18 protein-coding genes and 1 rRNA gene are annotated in these 17,372 nt (G+C 62.0%); 9 read left to right on the forward strand and 10 right to left on the reverse strand.

The window, feature by feature from the left end; genetic code table 11:
- Nucleotides 1-41 precede the first annotated feature (41 nt).
- The gene (locus tag NOX35_RS25260) at nt 42-962 is read left to right on the forward strand and encodes an aspartyl/asparaginyl beta-hydroxylase domain-containing protein (protein ID WP_182284927.1); all 921 of its coding nucleotides are present in this window, start codon (nt 42-44) and stop codon (nt 960-962) included.
- Between the two features lie 190 nt (nt 963-1,152).
- On the opposite strand, the gene NOX35_RS25265 is transcribed toward NOX35_RS25260, so the two are convergent.
- The 6 genes from NOX35_RS25265 to argS all read right to left on the reverse strand — a co-directional run bounded on the left by NOX35_RS25265 (nt 1,153) and on the right by argS (nt 7,787).
- Nucleotides 1,153-2,754: an RNA polymerase factor sigma-54 gene (locus tag NOX35_RS25265; RefSeq protein ID WP_182284928.1), complete on the reverse strand. Its 1,602-nt coding sequence runs from the start codon at nt 2,752-2,754 to the stop codon at nt 1,153-1,155.
- 145 nt (nt 2,755-2,899) lie between these two features.
- Nucleotides 2,900-3,682 carry an LPS export ABC transporter ATP-binding protein gene (lptB, locus tag NOX35_RS25270; RefSeq protein WP_003068196.1) on the reverse strand — a complete coding sequence of 261 codons (783 nt, stop codon included), beginning with the start codon at nt 3,680-3,682 and terminating at the stop codon, nt 2,900-2,902.
- Entirely contained in the window at nt 3,679-4,335 is a 657-nt protein-coding gene (gene lptA / locus NOX35_RS25275) for a lipopolysaccharide transport periplasmic protein LptA (RefSeq protein ID WP_256495137.1), read from the reverse strand. Before lptA ends, lptB begins: the two co-directional genes overlap by 4 nt.
- Before the next feature lie 130 nt (nt 4,336-4,465).
- Nucleotides 4,466-5,116: a thiol:disulfide interchange protein DsbA/DsbL gene (locus NOX35_RS25280; protein ID WP_182284930.1), complete on the reverse strand. Its 651-nt coding sequence runs from the start codon at nt 5,114-5,116 to the stop codon at nt 4,466-4,468.
- 155 nt (nt 5,117-5,271) lie between these two features.
- The gene (locus NOX35_RS25285) at nt 5,272-5,976 is read right to left on the reverse strand and encodes an SPOR domain-containing protein (protein ID WP_182284931.1); all 705 of its coding nucleotides are present in this window, start codon (nt 5,974-5,976) and stop codon (nt 5,272-5,274) included.
- A gap of 101 nt (nt 5,977-6,077) precedes the next feature.
- Nucleotides 6,078-7,787, reverse strand: coding sequence for an arginine--tRNA ligase (gene argS / locus NOX35_RS25290; RefSeq protein WP_003068188.1), 1,710 nt, complete (start codon nt 7,785-7,787; stop codon nt 6,078-6,080).
- Nucleotides 7,788-7,943: 156 nt separating this feature from the next.
- Here argS and NOX35_RS25295 point away from each other — a divergent pair, with 156 nt between their 5' ends.
- The gene (locus NOX35_RS25295; RefSeq protein WP_256495139.1) at nt 7,944-8,303 is read left to right on the forward strand and encodes a TonB-dependent receptor; all 360 of its coding nucleotides are present in this window, start codon (nt 7,944-7,946) and stop codon (nt 8,301-8,303) included.
- A gap of 65 nt (nt 8,304-8,368) precedes the next feature.
- On the opposite strand, the gene NOX35_RS25300 is transcribed toward NOX35_RS25295, so the two are convergent.
- Nucleotides 8,369-8,815 carry a DUF2214 family protein gene (locus tag NOX35_RS25300; protein WP_182284932.1) on the reverse strand — a complete coding sequence of 149 codons (447 nt, stop codon included), beginning with the start codon at nt 8,813-8,815 and terminating at the stop codon, nt 8,369-8,371.
- An 84-nt stretch (nt 8,816-8,899) separates the two neighbouring features.
- Complete coding sequence (locus NOX35_RS25305) at nt 8,900-9,835, reverse strand: LysR family transcriptional regulator (RefSeq protein ID WP_003060536.1); 936 nt, start codon at nt 9,833-9,835, stop codon at nt 8,900-8,902.
- A gap of 388 nt (nt 9,836-10,223) precedes the next feature.
- Here NOX35_RS25305 and NOX35_RS25310 point away from each other — a divergent pair, with 388 nt between their 5' ends.
- Both NOX35_RS25310 and NOX35_RS25315 read left to right on the forward strand, forming a co-directional pair.
- Nucleotides 10,224-11,423, forward strand: a complete 1,200-nt coding sequence (locus NOX35_RS25310; protein WP_256495141.1) for a sensor histidine kinase KdpD — start codon at nt 10,224-10,226, stop codon at nt 11,421-11,423.
- A gap of 12 nt (nt 11,424-11,435) precedes the next feature.
- On the forward strand, nt 11,436-12,122 hold the full coding sequence (locus NOX35_RS25315; RefSeq protein WP_063663445.1) for a response regulator transcription factor: 687 nt from the start codon (nt 11,436-11,438) through the stop codon (nt 12,120-12,122).
- 69 nt (nt 12,123-12,191) lie between these two features.
- Here the strand turns inward: NOX35_RS25315 and NOX35_RS25320 are convergent, their stop codons facing one another.
- The gene (locus NOX35_RS25320) at nt 12,192-12,551 is read right to left on the reverse strand and encodes a hypothetical protein (protein WP_182284934.1); all 360 of its coding nucleotides are present in this window, start codon (nt 12,549-12,551) and stop codon (nt 12,192-12,194) included.
- A gap of 468 nt (nt 12,552-13,019) precedes the next feature.
- On the opposite strand from NOX35_RS25320, the gene NOX35_RS25325 reads away from it, so the two are divergent.
- The 5 genes from NOX35_RS25325 (at nt 13,020) to NOX35_RS25345 (ending at nt 17,062) form a co-directional block, all read left to right on the forward strand.
- Nucleotides 13,020-15,212 (forward strand): malate synthase G, encoded by a 2,193-nt coding sequence (locus NOX35_RS25325; RefSeq protein ID WP_256495142.1) that lies wholly within the window; start codon nt 13,020-13,022, stop codon nt 15,210-15,212.
- Nucleotides 15,213-15,406: 194 nt separating this feature from the next.
- Complete coding sequence (locus NOX35_RS25330; protein WP_256495143.1) at nt 15,407-15,625, forward strand: cysteine-rich CWC family protein; 219 nt, start codon at nt 15,407-15,409, stop codon at nt 15,623-15,625.
- A gap of 54 nt (nt 15,626-15,679) precedes the next feature.
- Nucleotides 15,680-15,868, forward strand: coding sequence for a 4-oxalocrotonate tautomerase (locus NOX35_RS25335; protein ID WP_182284937.1), 189 nt, complete (start codon nt 15,680-15,682; stop codon nt 15,866-15,868).
- An 80-nt stretch (nt 15,869-15,948) separates the two neighbouring features.
- The gene (locus NOX35_RS25340) at nt 15,949-16,137 is read left to right on the forward strand and encodes a 4-oxalocrotonate tautomerase (RefSeq protein WP_003060524.1); all 189 of its coding nucleotides are present in this window, start codon (nt 15,949-15,951) and stop codon (nt 16,135-16,137) included.
- 157 nt (nt 16,138-16,294) lie between these two features.
- Nucleotides 16,295-17,062 (forward strand): class II glutamine amidotransferase, encoded by a 768-nt coding sequence (locus tag NOX35_RS25345; protein WP_256495146.1) that lies wholly within the window; start codon nt 16,295-16,297, stop codon nt 17,060-17,062.
- Nucleotides 17,063-17,237: 175 nt separating this feature from the next.
- Here the strand turns inward: NOX35_RS25345 and rrf are convergent.
- A 5S ribosomal RNA gene (gene rrf, locus NOX35_RS25350) occupies nt 17,238-17,350 on the reverse strand.
- Nucleotides 17,351-17,372: the final 22 nt, after the last annotated feature.

Raw genomic sequence — 17,372 nt, forward strand, 5'->3', positions numbered from 1 at the left:
CCATGGTGGCCGCCGGGGTGCCCCCGGTAAAATTGGCTCTTATGGCAAAAATTATCGTTCTGGCACTGGTGCTGCTTTTCTTTGGCTGCGGGCTGTACATGCATCTGCGCGGCAAGGTGCGCCACAAGGTGCTGCGCCAGCTGTTTGATCACTCCACGTTCACGGCGCCGTTCAACGTCTTCATGCTGATGTTCAGCAAGGTACCGCGCACGCCCTACCTGCCCACCAGCACCTTCCCCGAGCTGGCACCGCTGCAGGCCAACTGGCGTGAAATCCGCGAGGAAGCCGTCAATCTGCAAAAGAACATGCAGATCAAGGCCGCCGCCAACAACGACGACGCAGGCTTCAACTCCTTCTTCAAGACCGGCTGGAAGCGCTTCTACCTCAAATGGTACGGCGACGCCCACCCCTCGGCCATGGAGCTGTGCCCCAAGACCACGGCCCTGGTGAAGTCGATTCCCAGCGTCAAGGCTGCCATGTTTGCCGAGCTGCCGCCCGGCGCCAAGCTCAATCTGCACCGCGACCCCTATGCAGGCTCGCTGCGCTATCACCTGGCCGTGCTGGCCCCCAACGACGACCGCTGCATGATCGAGGTCGACGGCCAGCCCTATAGCTGGCGCGAAGGCGAAGGCGTGATCTTCGACGAGACCTTTATGCACTGGGCCGAGAACCGCAGCGAGGGCAACCGCATCGTGCTGTTCTGCGACGTGGAGCGTCCCATGACCAATGGCTTTGCCCAGTGGCTCAATCACTGGCTGGGCAAGAATGTGGTGGCCGCCGCCAGCTCGCCCAACAACGAAGGCGATCCGCGCGGCATGATCAGCAAGCTGTTCAAGATCTCGTTCTATGCGGGCAAGTACCGCCGCGCCTTCCGCAACTGGAATCCGACCTTCTACAAGATCCTCAAGTTCGGACTGATGATCGGCGTGCTGGTCTGGTTTATCTGGTGGCTGGTTTCTTGATAACCCCCTGAGGCGCTACGCGCCTTCCCCCTGGCCGGGCGCCCCCAAGGGGGACGGCGGCATCGCCGCAAGGGCGGCTCTTGCTCGCTGCCCCTGACTTGAGAAATGCCTTATCAAGGCTCCCGCCCTAAATGCAGAACAAGAAAGCCGCTGTGCGATGCATCAGCGGCTTTCTTGTTTCTGCGGTGCCCTACAGCGCCTTGCGCAGCGTGGTCGTCGGTATCTTGAGCTGCTCGCGGTATTTGGCGACGGTGCGGCGCGCGCACTCGATGCCCTGCTCCTTGAGCATATCGGCCAGCTTGGCGTCCGATAGCGGCTTCTTGGCATCTTCGGCATCGACGAACTGCTTGATCAGCGCACGCACGGCCGTGCTGGAGGCACTGCCGCCGGTTTCCGTGCCCAGGCCCGAGCCGAAGAAATACTTGAGCTCGAAGGTGCCCTGGGGCGTGGCCATGTACTTGGCCGTGGTCACGCGGCTGATGGTGGACTCGTGCAGGCCCAGGGTGTCGGCGATATCGCGCAGCACCAGCGGGCGCATGGCCAGCTCACCATGCACAAAGAAGTTCTTCTGCCGCTCCACGATGGCTTCGGAAACACGCAAGATGGTGTCGAAGCGCTGCTGGATGTTCTTGATGAACCAGCGCGCCTCCTGCAGCTGCTGCTGCAGCGCCGCATGGCCGTCGCTGTTCTTGTGGCGGCGCAGCACACCGGCATAGATGTCGTGCACGCGCAGACGCGGCATGACCTCGGGGTTGAGCTGCACGGAAAAGTCCATCCGGCCGGCGCCGGCCCGCACCGGACGCACGATGACATCGGGCACCACGATATGGCGTTCCACATCGACAAAGCGACGCCCCGGACGCGGCTCCAGTCTGGCAATCAATGCCATGGCCTCGCGCAGTTGCTCCTCGCGCGCGCCGCACAGGCTGGTGAGCTTGCGCAGATCGCGCCGCGCCAGCAGGTCCATGGGCTGCGCACAGATGGCCTGCGCCAGCAGCAGCCGGTTCATATGCGCCTCGGTCGTGCCCTCGTCCTCGGCGGTGCGGATCAGGTCGCGCAGCTGCAGCTGCAGGCACTCGGCCAGATCACGCGCGCCCACGCCCACGGGCTCCAGGCTTTGCAGCAGCTTCAGAGCAATGACAAAGTGCTGCTCCAGCTCCTCGCGCTCTTCCAGGTCGTCGCCGGCTAGGCTCTGCGCCAGCTCCTGCAGGGAATCCTCGAGATAGCCGTCGTCGTTGAGCGACTCGATGAGAAAGCGCAGTGCCGCCATGTCCGCCGCGCCCAGATGCAGGCTCAGCGCCTGACGATGGAGAAAGTCGGTCAGGCTCTGGTGCTCGCGCGCCAGATCGATGGCATCGGTTTCGTCATCGCCATCGCGGTTGCGTGTGGAGCTGCTGGCCGAGGGCGTATCCCACTCGCTGCTGGATTCGCCGCCCCATTCCCCGTCCTGGCCGTCCATGCCGTCGGCCTCCCAGTTCAGCGTTTCCGGGGTCTCGGCACTTGGCGTCTCCGCTATTGTTTCAGCAGCTGCTTGCGTTTGCTTCGCATCATTTTCAGCATGAATACTGTCTGAAGTGTTGTATTCACTTGCGCTAGCAGCTACATCTACAGGAGCATCTCCCGTAGATTCGGCCTCATCGCCAGCACGTTCCAGAAAAGGGTTGTCGACCAGCATCTGCTCGACTTCCTGCGCCAGCTCCAGAGTGGAGAGCTGCAGCAGCTGAATGGATTGCTGCAGCTGCGGCGTCAGCGACAAATGCTGCGAAACGCGTAGCGAGAGACCTGGCTTCATCGAGGCGCGGCTCCCAGACAATCATTGCAAACGCGCACAGTGCCATGGGTTGGCAGCCGGGTCTCCCCAGGGCAAACCCCGGCGCAGCCGGTCAGGGTCCCTTCCGGGGGCAGCGACCACACAAAGTGAAGGAGCGTGGGGGTCATCACATTCTGAAATGTTCGCCCAGATAGACGCGGCGCACATCGGCGTTCTCCACGATCTCCTCGGGCGTGCCTTCGGCCAGCACATGGCCGTCGCTGATGATGAAGGCGTGGTCGCAGATGCCCAGCGTCTCGCGCACATTGTGGTCGGTAATCAGCACGCCGATGCCGCGCTCCTTGAGGAAGCCGATGATGCGCTGGATCTCGATCACCGCAATCGGGTCGATGCCGGCAAACGGTTCGTCAAGCAGGATGAAGCGCGGTTGCGTGGCCAGGGCTCGGGCAATTTCCACGCGACGGCGCTCACCGCCGGACAGAGCCAGTGCCGGCGACTGGCGCAGATGCTCGACGCGCAGCTCCTGCAGCAAGCCGGTGAGGCGCTTTTCGATCTCGCCCTGCGTCAGCGTCTTGCCCTGCTCGTCCTTTTGCAGCTCCAGCACGGCGCGCACATTGTCTTCCACGCTGAGCTTGCGAAAGATGGAGGCTTCCTGGGGCAGATAGGACAGGCCCAGACGCGAGCGTTGGTGAATCGGCATGCCGCCCACCGGCTGGCCGTCGATGAAGATCTCGCCGCCGTCGCTGCGCACCAGGCCCACGATCATGTAGAACGATGTGGTCTTGCCCGCGCCGTTGGGGCCGAGCAGACCGACCACCTCGCCTTTTTGCACGGACAGGGACACATCCTTGACCACCTTGCGGCTGCCGTAGGACTTGGCCAGATGCTTGGCTTCCAGGCGGCTGTCGGACTCGCCGCTGCGGCTGCTGGAGAAAGTCGGCTCGCTCATTTCTTCTCGTCGGCTTTCTCGCCGCCCAGCGTCATGCTCTGGCGCAGCTGCGTGCCAGGTGTTGCAGGCTTGGGCTGGGCTCCCGGCGTGCCGTCCTTGGGCGCCATGATGGCGCGCACACGACCGCCCTGCCCCACGGAGGAGCTCGGCAGGCCGCCGCTGGTCTTCTGACCATCGACGGTATAGACGTCCGTGATGTTGTTGTAGACGATGATGGAGCCCGTGACCTGATCGCTGAGCTGACCGCCACGGTAGCGGCGCATCTCGCCACGGCGGATGAACTTGACGATATCGGCCTTGCCGTCGTACTCGATGACTTCGCCTTCGCCCTCGATGAACTCCTCGGGCTGACCGGCCACGGTATCGCGCTTCTGACGGAAGAATGCTCGCTTGCCGGCCTCGGCCTTGATCACCCCGTACTGATAGCCCTCGGCATCCTGCCGCACATCGAGTTGGGCGCCGCGCAGCACGATGGAGCCCTTGGTCATCACCACATTGCCGGTAAAGACACTGGTCTGCTGCAGCTCGTCATGACGCAACGCATCCGCCTCGATATTCATGGGCTTGGCGCTGTCGGCTTTTTCGGCATGGACAATGCCGGTCGCTGCTGCCAGGGCGCAGGCCAGCGCAAGAGGTATGAGTGTTTTTTTCATGGAAGGCACGTTTCTTGCATCCATTGTAGTCATTCCCTTTTTGCAACTTGCGTAAAAAACACCCACAAAAAAGCCCGCACGGCGGCGGGCTTGCTGGGCATCAAACGTCACTGGCGTCTGCTGCCTGATCTCAGGCCTTGCGGCTGGAGGCGATCAGCGCATTGACCACGCGCAGCACATTGTCCATATTGCCGGCCCTGGTGCCGTCCGTGTAGTAGCGGCCGGCCACACCCATGGCGGGCACGCCTTCCACGTCATACTCGTTTTGCAGCTGGGCGGCCTTGCGCGCCTGATTGGCCACGGTGAAGGAGTTGTAGACCTCCTTGAACTTGGCCAGATCCACGCCCTGCTTGCCGACCCAGTCAAAGATGGCGTCATCGGTCTTGAGCAGATTGCGATCCACGTGAATGGTACGGAACACCTTGGCGTGCAGCTGGGGCAGCAGGTTCATGCCCTCCAGAGCGTAGTAGAGCTTCTGCTGCGGCACGAAAGAGGCATTGAAAGCCACGGGCACGCGGCGAACCACCACATCGGCAGGCTGGCTCTTGGCCCAGGCTTCGAACTGGGGCTCGAAGACATTGCAATGCGGGCAGCTGTACCAGAAGAACTCGACCACCTCGACCTTGCCGGCCGGCGCGCTCACGCTGGCGGGCTTGCCGAGCTTGATGTAGTCCTTGCCTTCTTTGGGCGCAGCGCCCTGGGCCCAGCTGGAGGAGGCACCCAAAGTCAGGGCACCGGCAGCAGCTGCCGAGGCAGCCAGAGAGAATTCGCGACGTTTCATCTAAAAAAACTCCTGTATCAGGTCTGCAGTATCAGAGCCCAGCGGCCCCAAAAAGTTCAGCAAAGTCCTAAATCTCGCACCCGCTGTCTGGGACGCCTCGGGCCGCAGCCTGAGGGATCCGCAGAGAGAGGCTGCACAACGCCTCGCAGGGCCGATTATCGCGCTGCACGCACCAGGGTCGAGTCCACGCCCGCGCCATCAAGCTTGCCCTTGAGCTGCTCCGCGTCGTCACGCTTGCTGAACGGCCCCACGCGCACGCGGAAAACGGTGATGCCGTTCTGCTCACGCTCGCTGATGCGCGACTCCCAGCCCAGCATGGCCAGCTTGGCACGCTGCGCTTCCGCTTCGCTCTGGCCGCGGAAAGCACCGGCCTGCACAAAGTAGTTGAATGCAGAGTCCGAAGAGGATGCAGTCTGCGTGGCCGCCTTTTCCTTGTCTGCACGCGCCTTGTCTGCCTTGTCGGCGGCGGCGGAGCGTTCCTTGACCAGATCACCCAGCGGATCGCCCGATGCGGGCTTGGCCGTCTTGTCCGGCGTCGCTGGTGCCGGCGGCGTGGTGACTCCGCCGGTTGCAGTAGGCTGTACCGCAGGCGTGGGCGGCGACACCGTCACGTCGCTCGGAGGAACTGGTGGTGTCACCGGGGGAGGCGCAGGCTGGCGGCTCTGCAGCGGTGCGTTGGGATCCCAGTTCTTGTTGCGCTCGGCCTCGGCCGCATCGCGCTGAGTGTTGTTTCCACCCTTGTTGAGGAAAGGCACCGGCACCTTGGTCACATAGATGGCCACGGCCAGAGCCGCAGCCAGACCGATGACCATGCCAAAGATAAGCCCCAGGATGGTTCCACCGCGTTGCTGGTTCTTCATATCAGTCGCTTAACGCTTTCTGCTTCAGTTATTCCATTCTCAGACCCATCGGCCACTGACAGGCAAGGCCGGCAAGGCGACCGATGGACAGGAAACTGGGATTACATGCGCTCGGGTGCGCTCACACCCAGCACCGCCAGCCCATTGTGCAACACCTGGGCCGTGGCAGCGACCAGGGCCAGACGTGCGAGCTTGACCTTTTCGTCGTCCACCAGAATGCGCTCGGCGTCGTAGTAGCTGTGATAGCTGGAGGCCAGATCGCGCAGATAGAAGGTCACGTCGTGCGGTGCATTGCCTTCGGCAGCAGCGGTCAGCATCTCGGGGTACTTGGCCAGCAGCAGCATCAGGGCCTGGGCCTGCGGGCCTTCCAGTGCGGACAGGTCCACATCCTTGAGTGCCGCCAGGCCGGCACCGCCGGCTTCCTGCCAGGCGCGCAGCACGGACTGGATCCGCGCATGGGCGTACTGCACGTAGTACACGGGGTTGTCGTTGTTCTGGGCCACGGCCAGATCCACGTCGAAGGTGTACTCGGTGTCGGGCTTGCGCGAGAGCAGGAAGAAGCGCACCGCGTCCTTGCTGGTCCACTCGATCAGATCGCGCAGCGTGACGTAGGAGCCGGCGCGCTTGCTGATCTTGACCTCTTCGCCGTTGCGCACCACGCGCACCATGGTGTGCAGCACGTAGTCGGGGTAGCCCTCGGGAATGCCCACATCGGCAGCCTGCAGGCCGGCGCGCACGCGGGCGATGGTGCCGTGGTGGTCCGTACCCTGAATGTTCACCACCTTGGTGAAGCCGCGCTTGAACTTCTGGATGTGATAGGCCACATCGGGCACAAAGTAGGTGTAGCCGCCGTCGGTCTTGCGCATCACGCGGTCTTTGTCGTCGCCGTAGTCGGTGGACCTGAGCCACAGCGCGCCGTCCTGCTCATAGGTCTTGCCGTTGGCGATCAGGCGGTTCACGGTCGCTTCGACATGACCGTTTTCATAGAGGCTGGACTCGAGGTAGTACTCGTCGAACTTCAGGTTGAAGGCCTGCAGGTCCTTGTCCTGCTCGTTGCGCAGATAGGCCACGGCGAACTGGCGGATGTTGTCGTAATCCTCGACATCGCCGTTGGCGGTGAACTCGCGGTCATCGGCCTTGATGGTTTCCTTGGCCAGGAAAGCCTTGGCGATGTCGGCAATGTAGTCGCCGTTGTAGAAATTCTTGGCCAGCGGGTTTTCGCTGTCGGTGGGCCAGCATTCGTCACCGGGCTTGAAGCCTTTGGCGCGCAGCTGGGTGCTCTTGGTCAGGGTGTCGATCTGCACGCCCGCGTCGTTGTAATAGAACTCGCGGTGAACCTTCCAGCCCTGGGTGGAATAGAGGTTGCTGATGGCGTCGCCGATCGCAGCCTGGCGGCCATGGCCCACATGCAGAGGGCCGGTGGGGTTGGCGGAGACGAACTCGACGAGGATGTTCTCGCCGCGATCGGCCTGGTAGCCGAACTTCTGGGCTTGCGCCAGCACTTCGCGCACCACCTCCTGCTTGGCAGCAGGCTTGAGGCGGATGTTGAGAAAGCCCGGGCCCGCGATTTCAATCGCATCCACCCACTGCTGGAAGGCTGCGGTAGCCTCCAGCGCGGTCTTGAGCTGCTCGCCCAGGGCGCGCGGGTTGGCCTTCAGAGGCTTGGCCAGCTGCATGGCCGCCGTGCAGGCGAAATCGCCATGGGCTGCCACTTTGGGGTTTTCAAACGCAGCGCGTGCGCCAGCGCCGGGCGAGAGTGTTTCGAGCTCAGCAGCCAGGGCTGCGAGCAATTCCTGTTTGACGGAGAGCATCGCGGGATTTTACGTGCCGGATTCAAGTCCTGCCGAATCGCTGGCGCCACACCCTTGTTCCAGGGCCGGTTCACAGGCTGCAGGGCCGCATCCGCATGTCTCGCCGGCCATACACAGCCATCACGCAAATGAAAGTCATTCTCGTTTAAACACGGAATGCAGGCCAAGCTCACGTTCAGCGGCGAGCTCAGCCGCTGCTGGAGCCTGAGCCTGTCTGCCGGCGACACCTTCAACCGCAACATCTACGAGCGCGACATCAACAACCAGGGCCTGGACTTCAATACCTACACGCCCAGGCACATATTGCGCCCCTGGATCACCTACCGGCTGCCCGGCGCCTGTAGTGCCGTGTGGAGCAGCTATGTGCGCTACCAGATCAACAGGCAATGGCAGGCCTCGCTGACTCTCAACAATATGTTCGACAAGCGCTGCTACACCTTGATCGGCAACCAGGTCAACAGCAGCCACCATGGCAATCCACGTAAGGTGATGCTGACGCTGCGCGGCAGCTTCTGAATGCCGCAGACGTGAAAAAGGCCGCTTTGCAGCGGCCTTCGCCCTTCGCACGGCCCGGCACAGGCCTACATGCCGCGCGCCCAGAAGATGGCAACCACGGCGATCACCGGCACCACATGGCCCTGCCACATCACCCATTTGCGGGTCTGCTTGATCTCTTCGGGCGCCGGCAGCCGGCCGCTCGCATCCAGCGTCTTCTTCCAGCGGCGGAAGGTCAGCGTGGGCTTGAGCGAGAGCACAAAGGCGATGACGAACAGCGTCATCTTGAGGTGGAACAGCGGCGAGGCCGTATAGGCACCCATGCCCTTGACGCCCCAGACCAGGCGCGCGATGCCGGTCAGCAGCAGGATGACGGCGGCAATGCCGTAGATCATGTCCAGCCGCGCCAGACGCTGCACCACTGCGGCATTCATCCATTCCACACGGCACAGGGCGGCCTGGCTGGTCAGAAACACCACCAGGGTCAGGATCGCCAGCAGATGGGCGCTGGCAAGAACAGCTTCAAAGGTCATGGCTTCACAGTAGAAAAAAGGACGGGTTCAGCGGCCTGTATCAGGCCACGGCGACCAGTCCATTGTCTACCGTTTCAGGCCCGCTCAGAGATCCACGCCGAGACGAAAGAAGTCCGGCTGGTTGTAGTGGTGCTTGAGGTAGTCGATCCACATGCGCACGCGCAGCGGCATGTGCTTGCGCTGGGGGAAGACCACGAAGATACCGTTGGGAGGTGCGGCAAACTCTTCCAGCACGGGCACGAGGCGGCCAGCGGCGATCTCGGCCTCCACCTCCCAGGTGCTGCGCCAGGCAATGCCCCAGCCTCCCAGGCACCAGTCGTGCAGCACCTGACCATCGGAGCAATCCAGCGGGCCACCCGGCTTGAAGTGCACGACTTCGCTGGTGCCGCTTTCGGGATGCGGGATGCGGAAGGCCCAGCCCCTCGTCTGCGAGGCGTCGGACGACAGCGTCAGGCAGTCATGCTGGGTCAGCTCGCTGGGATGCTTGGGCGTACCGCGGCGCTCCAGATAGCCGGGCGTGGCCACGCACAGGCGGCGGTTGTCGGCAATGCGCACGCTGACCAGGGCCGAGTCCGGCAGATCACCCACGCGCACCGCGCAATCGAAGCCCTCTCCCGCCAGATCGACCACGCGGTCGCTGAGGTTCAGCGAAATGGTGACATCGGGATGCAGGTCGCGGAAACGCGGCACCAGCGGCGCCACATGGCGGCGCCCGAAACCGGCCGGCGCCGTGATGCGCAGATGGCCCGTGGCCTTGACTCCGCCGGCCGACACGCTGGCCTCGGCATTGCACACATCGGAGAGCAGGCGCTGGCAATCTTCCAGGAAGGCGCTGCCTTCATGCGTCAGCGAGATGCGGCGCGTGGTACGCACCATGAGCTTGACGCCCAGATGCTCTTCCAGAGCGTCCAGACGGCGCCCCATGATGGCGGGCGCCACACCTTCGGCCTTGGCTGCAGCCGTCAAGCTGCCCCTGGTCGCTACCGATACAAAAGACTCAAATGCCTTGAGTTTGTCCATGACCGCTGCTCCTGTCTGGTCCGTGTTGTCTCCTGCTGCGGTAGCGTGCACTATTAATACAAGAGCACATACCGCACAAGCAGTCTTGATTTCTCAAATGTTTTTATCGAAAGTTCTTTAAACAAGAGCGCTGAGTGCTATCACTATAAAAGTCATCAATCAGCGCTGCACGCCTGTCCCGCATGCGACTTCATTGCGATATATCTTACTTAGAAGTCACAAGTTGCCAGTGAATCTTTGATGTTTATATATGTTTATATCAAAATTTACCGTTTTCCCTGAGGCAGGAATATCGCTTATTCGCCAGCGCCATGAGCTTTTGGGCGCAGCCAGACGTTAAACCTATGATTTGCAAAACACATTTACAAATCCGCTGCAGCCCGCCGTCATGAGCTTTTCACCCGCTTCTGCCGCCCAGCTGGCCGATCTGCTGGGCCGCTCCGGCCAGGGCTGTGCGCTCTGGAATGCCGAAGGGCTGCTGCTCATGGCCACTCCCGCCTGGTGCCAATGGCTGGATGTGCCCGAGGGCGCAAGCCCCATCGGCCAGCCGTTGCAGGGTCTGCTGCCTGCCCAGACCTGGCAAGTCCACGGCCCGCGCTTTACCGCCGCCGCCCGAGGCTTGCACCAGGAATATGACGATATACGGCCCGGTGACGCCGGTTCGCAGCACCACCGCCGCATCCAGCTCACGCCCGGCGCCGCCGATGCCCAGGGCCGGCACGAGGTGCTGATGCTGCTCAGCGACATAGGACGCGAATATGCGTGTGGCGAAGTCGTTGCACGCCAGCGCGAGCAGCTGCAGGCCTTGCACGAGCAACTGCGCAGCAGCCGCCAGGACGCGGGCGAGCTCGACAGGCTGCGTACCCTGCTGGACTGGCGCACGGCCATGCTGAGCGAACACAACGAGATGCTGCAACTGCTCTCCCATGAAATCCGCCAGCCGCTGAACAATGCCTCGGCTGCCATGCAGGCCACGCTCAAGGCCATCGAAGATCTGCATCTGGCCGATGCCGCGCCTGCCGCCAGGGCCTTGCTGCGCGCCGAGCATGTGCTGCAGCAGGTGATAGGCACACTGGACAACACCCTGACCGCCGGCACGATCTTGGCAGCGGGCGGCAAGGCCGGTGCCTCCAGCGAGACCGATCTGCCGACATTGATCAAGCTGGTGCTGCACGATATTGCAGCCGACCTGCGCCCGCGCATCGATGTGCAATGGCTGAGCATGGCACGCACCGTACAACTGCATCCGGCGCTGATGCGGCTGACGCTTCGCAATCTGCTCAACAACGCCCTGGCCTATGCGCCCGCAGATACCCGGGTGCAGCTGCGCATCTCCGAGTCCGACGAACCGCTGGCGCTGATTCTGGAAGTCATGGACCAAGGCCCCGGGATTTCCGAGGAGCTGCTCCCGCGTCTGTTCGAAAAAGGCTCGCGCGGCAACCACAGCCACAGCCGCCCTGGTGGCGGTCTGGGCCTGTTCATCGTGCATTCGGTCTTGCAGCTGCACCAAGGTACAGTACAAGCTCTGCCGCACAGCCCGCATGGCACGATCATGCGCCTGGTCATTCCCCAAGGTCTTGCCGAATGAGGTCCGCCGCCCATGCTGCCTGCCACTCTTGCCCTGGTCGACGACGACACCGAGTACTGCGAATTTCTGGCCCAGCATCTGCGCGGCCAGGGTGTGGAGGTCACGGCATACAGCGACAGCAGCGACCTGCTCGCCGACGATGCTCCCTATCGCTTTGATTTCTATGTACTGGATCTGATGCTGCCCGGGGTGGCAGGCACCGAGCTGCTGCGCATCATCCGCAAGCGCAGCCAGGCGGGCGTGCTGATCGTCTCGGGGCGCCTGGGGCCCGAAGTGTTTGCCGAGGTCATCAATGCTGGTGCCGATATGTATCTGACCAAGCCCGTGACCTTCGAGCAGGTGGAACTGGCCGTGCGCGCCGTGCACCGGCGCATCATGACCACGGCCCGCACGGCCACGGCCTGGAAGCTGGACAGCCGCCGCAGCCTGCTGACCGCTCCCGACGGCCAGAGCGTGGAGCTGGGCGCCACCGACCTGATGCTGATGGAGTGCTTTTTGCAGGCCCAGGGCGAAACCGTAAGCCGCGACCATATCCGCAGCCTGCTGACCCATACCAGCGCAGCCGAGTCCGACAACAACCTGCACGCTACCATCTACCGCCTGCGGCGCCGCATCGAAAAGGCGACGCCCGTGGCCGTGCCGCTGCAGTCCCAGCAGAAAGTCGGTTACCAGTTCCGCGCTCCCTTGATCGCGGCCTGATCAATCCGGCGCGGCGCAGAAAGCAAGAACGGGCCTCCAGGCCCGTTGCGTGCCTTCAGACCGGCTGCATCACATGACGAACCTGGACTCCACATCCGAGACCTTGCGCCTGGCCAGGGCCAGGTTGGCACGGCCGTTGTCCAGCACGTAGTAGATGAAGATGCCGTTGATCTTCTCGGCAGGGCGCAGGATGTGATACTGCTTGCCCAGGGTGATCAGAATGTCTTCGATGCTGTCGTTCAGACCCAGGGACTTCATGGTCTTCATCTTGGCGCGCACCACTTCGGTATTGCCCGCTGCGGCCAGCTCCAGGTCCACGCCGGAACCTATGCTGCCCAGCAGCATGCCGCTGTTGTAATCCACCACTGCCGCGCACATGGCGCCATCCAGGGTCATCAGATCTTGCAGGCTTTCGTTCAGATTCGCCATCAGGAGCTCCTTGGTAAAGATTGGCTGGCCGATATCGGAAGATGCTCAATTTGTTTCAAGATTAACAAATCATTTCTGAGCGCGGATATCGACTGATGACAGACAAAGCCTTGTCATTTGATGGCGCGCACTTACTTCAGAAACAAAGATCAGACACGTGAAAACACCGTCAAGCGATTGAAGCTATTGCTTCGGGAGAGACCTCGCGCCGCCTCATCCGGTTTCTGCAAACCATTGCTGAGCCAGTCACCACCGCAGCCGCCGCGCATATCGGTCAGAACTGACGAGCTCTGGCGCCTTTGCTACTTAAAAACGCATAAACCCCAGAGACTCCATATAAAAACATCATGAGTTCTGAACTATTTAGGCTATTTATGTACTCAAAAAATTCAAATACAGTCTCCACACATGCTGCCCATGATGGGCAACGACTCCTGAATCCTGAGACATCACAACCAGAGGTTTCCAATGACTGATCGCACCCAAGTCCACGGCCTGCAAGTCGCCACCGAGCTGTACAACTTTGTGAACACGCAAGTGCTGCCTGGCACGGGCGTGGACCAGGACACCTACTGGAAGGGCTTCGACGCCATCGTGGCCGATCTGGCGCCCAAGAACGCAGCCCTGCTGGCCGAGCGCGATCGCCTGCAGACAGAGCTCGATACCTGGCACAAGGCCAACCCCGGCCCCATCACCGACATGGTGGCCTACCGCAAGTTTCTGACGACCATCGGCTATCTGGTCGAGTCCCCCAAGGATGCCAAGGCCACGACAGAAAACGTGGATGCCGAGCTGGCCATCCAGGCCGGCCCCCAGCTGGTCGTCCCCATCCTGAACGCCCGCTACGCGCTGAACGCCGCCAACGCCCGCTGGGGTTCGCTGTACGACGCGCTGTATGGCACGGACGCCATCAGCGAAGAAGGCGGCGCTGAAAAAGGCAAGGGCTACAACCCCGTGCGCGGCGCCAAGGTCATCGAGTTCGCACGCAACTTCCTCGATCAGGCCGTCCCCCTGGCCTCGGGCTCGCACAAGGATTCCACCGGCTACGCCGTCGAAGGCGGCAAGCTGGTCGTGTCCCTGAAGGACGGCAGCAAGACCGGCCTCAAGGACGAAGCCAAGTTCATCGGCTACCAGGGCGATGCTGCGGCTCCCAAGTCGGTGCTGCTCAAGAACAACGGCATCCACATCGACATCATCGTCAACAAGTCCACCCCCATCGGCAGCACCGATGCTGCCGGCGTGGCCGACGTGGTGGTCGAGGCCGCCCTGTCCACCATTCTGGATCTGGAAGACTCCGTGGCCGCCGTGGATGCCGAAGACAAGGTCAACGGCTATGCCAACTGGCTGGGCATTCTGAAGGGCACGCTGACCGAGTCCTTTGAAAAGGGCGGAAGGGTCGTGACCCGTGGTCTGAACCCCGACCGCGAATACACCGGCGCCGATGGCAAGCCCGTGAAGCTGCACGGCCGCTCGCTGATGTTCGTGCGCAACGTGGGCCACCTGATGACCAACCCCGCCGTGCTGTGGGGCCCCGAGCAGAAGGAAATCCCCGAAGGCATCATGGACGCGCTGGTGACCACCGCCATCGCCATCCATGACCTCAAGGGCAACGGTGCCAACGGCATCAGGAACAGCCGCACCGGCAGCGTCTACATCGTCAAGCCCAAGATGCACGGCCCCGCCGAAGCCGCTTTTGCCAACGAGCTGTTCGGCCGCGTGGAAAAGGTTCTGGGCCTGCCCGAGAACACCGTCAAGCTCGGCATCATGGACGAAGAGCGCCGCACTTCGACCAATCTGAAGGCCGCCATTGCAGCCGCCCCGGCACGTGTTGCCTTCATCAACACCGGCTTCCTGGACCGCACCGGCGATGAAATGCACACCGCCATGCATGCCGGCCCCATGGTCCGCAAGGCCGACATGAAGACCTGCGCCTGGCTGCCCGCCTATGAAAAGAACAATGTGCTGGTCGGCCTGAACATGGGCCTGCGCGGCCGCGCCCAGATCGGCAAGGGCATGTGGGCCATGCCCGACCTGATGAAGGCCATGCTGGAGCAGAAGATTGCCCAGCCCAAGGCCGGTGCCAACACCGCCTGGGTGCCCTCGCCCACCGGTGCCACCCTGCACGCCCTGCACTATCACCAGATCAATGTGGCCGACGTGCAAAAGGGTCTGGAAAGCCCCAACGCCGACGCCGAGTGCGACGAGCTGCTCAACGCCATCCTGCAAGTGCCCGTGTCCACCAACCCCAACTGGAGCGATGCGGAAAAGCAGCAGGAAGTGGACAACAACGTGCAAGGCATCCTGGGCTATGTGGTGCGCTGGATCGACCAGGGCGTGGGCTGCTCCAAGGTACCCGACATCCACAACGTGGGCCTGATGGAAGACCGCGCCACGCTGCGTATCTCCAGCCAGCACATCGCCAACTGGCTGCAGCACGGCATCGTCACCGAAGCCATGGTGCGCGACAGCTATGCCCGCATGGCCAAGATCGTGGACGAGCAGAACGCCGGCGACGCCGCCTACAAGAGCCTGGTGGCCAACCCCGATGGCGCAGCCTATCAGGCGGCTCTGGATCTGGTGTTCAAGGGCAAGGAACAGCCTTCTGGCTACACCGAACCCCTGCTGCATGCCTGGCGCCTGAAGGTCAAGGCCGGCGCTTGATGGCCTGGCAAGGCTGCTCCTGAATAAGGAGTGGCTTTCGCTTGATATCAATAGATCTGGAAGGCATTTCTACCTGATCCTATTGATTCAAGCGCGCAAGCAGCTATCCAAAAAATGCACTCCATGTCAGTACATCGAGTGCATTTTTCTTGGCCTCCCCACTAGCGCAGCGGTATGGCTTCTACACTGCTGCCATGCCCATCGATCCCCTCATAGACGCCAGCCGCTGCCCTCTGTGCGGCCAGCACAACCAGTGCGCCATCAGCGCCGGCCTGCCGCCGCAGAGCTGCTGGTGCATGCAGACCCCGGTTTCCCGGGACGCGCTGGAGAAGCTGCCCGCAGACGCACGCGGCAAGGCCTGCATCTGCCCCGCCTGCGCGCGGCCGGTCGTCGACGATTCCAACCCCGCCTGATCCTGCGTTCACCGCTTTGCAGTTCGGGCATTCCACATCAGCAAGGAGACCTTGATGCCCACCTATCGCATTGAACTGTTTGAAGGCCGCAGCGTTGAACAAAAGCGCAAGCTGGCCGAAGAAATCACCCGCGTGACCACCGAGGTGCTGGGCAGCGCGCCCGAGTCCGTGGACATCATCATCACCGACGTGCCGCGCCACAACTGGGCCACCGGCGGCAAGCTCTGGTCGGAGCAAGGCTGACCGGCCCGGACGGCTCTTGACCCGCCCGGCCTTATGATGGACCTTTTTCCCCAACCCCAAGTCAGCAAGGAAACCTGCACATGCCCACCTACCATGTCGAAATGATGGAAGGCCGTACCGTCGAACAAAAGCGCAAGCTGGTCGAAGAAATCACCCGCGTCAGCGTTGAAGTGCTGGGCGGCTCGCCCGAATCGGTGGACATCATCATCACCGACATCAAGCGTCACGACTGGGCCACCGGCGGCAAGCTCTGGCTGGACCGCGAATAGGCCATCGCCGCCCTCTTGCACAAAGCAGCTTAGGCTGCTTTTTTCATGCCGGCCCGAGTGCGGTTGACGATCTCGGCCATACAGCACCATCATTGACGAGATCGTCCATAGATTCTTGGGCTATAAAGCTTTTTTGCTTGAAAGATATGACGAAGCCATGTGCCAGCTGCTTGGAATGAACTGCAACACGCCTACCGATGTGCGCTTTAGCTTCTCAGGCTTCACGCAGCGCGCAGGCAACACCGGCGACCACACCGACGGCTGGGGCATCGCCTTCTTCGAAGACAAGGGCCTGCGCCACTTCGTCGATCACGAACGCGCCGTCGACTCCCAGATCGCCAAGCTCATCCGCGAATACCCGATCAAGAGCACCAACGTCATAGCCCATATCCGCAAGGCCACCCAGGGCGTGGTCAGCCTGCAGAACTGCCACCCCTTCGTGCGCGAACTCTGGGGACGCAACTGGGTCTTCGCGCACAACGGCGATCTCAAGAACTTCGCCCCCAAGCTTCATGCCCACTTCCAGCCCATTGGCAACACGGACAGCGAACAGGCCTTCTGCTGGATCATGCAGGAGCTGTGGAAGTCCCATGCCGGCGTGCCCAGCATCGAAGAGCTGACCCACACCCTGCGCGAGCTGGCCGCGAAGATCGCTCCGCACGGCACGTTCAACTTCCTGCTCTCCAACGGCGAAGCGCTCTGGGCCCATGCCACAACCCACCTCTGCTACATCGAGCGCAGGCATCCCTTCTCCCAGGCACAGCTGTCCGACGAAGACCTCAGTGTGGACTTCTCCCGCGAAACCACGCCTCAGGACAAGGTAGCCATCATCGTCACCACCCCTCTGACCCAGAACGAGCAATGGGTCCCCTTCCAGAACGGCGAGCTGAGAGTGTTCGTTCATGGCCAGGCGGCGCCTTATTGAAGTGCGCCAGGCCGGAATTGATAAATAAAAAGAGAGCGCCTAGCGCTCTCTTTTTATAGGCTTCCGGTATTTTTGCAGCTGCAATGCTTTGCCAGCCTACGACAAGCGCTCCTCATTTTGAATCGCCCAATAAAAAACCCCGTAATCTTTCGACTACGGGGTTTTCACTGTAAGAGCCTGACGATGACCTACTTTCACACGGGAACCCGCACTATCATCGGCGCTAAGTCGTTTCACTGTCCTGTTCGGGATGGGAAGGAGTGGTACCAACTTGCTATGGTCATCAGGCATAAACTTTTTGTCAGATTGA

This window comes from Comamonas sp. C11 (assembly GCF_024496285.1).
GTDB classification, from domain to species: Bacteria; Pseudomonadota; Gammaproteobacteria; order Burkholderiales; family Burkholderiaceae_C; genus Comamonas; species Comamonas testosteroni_F.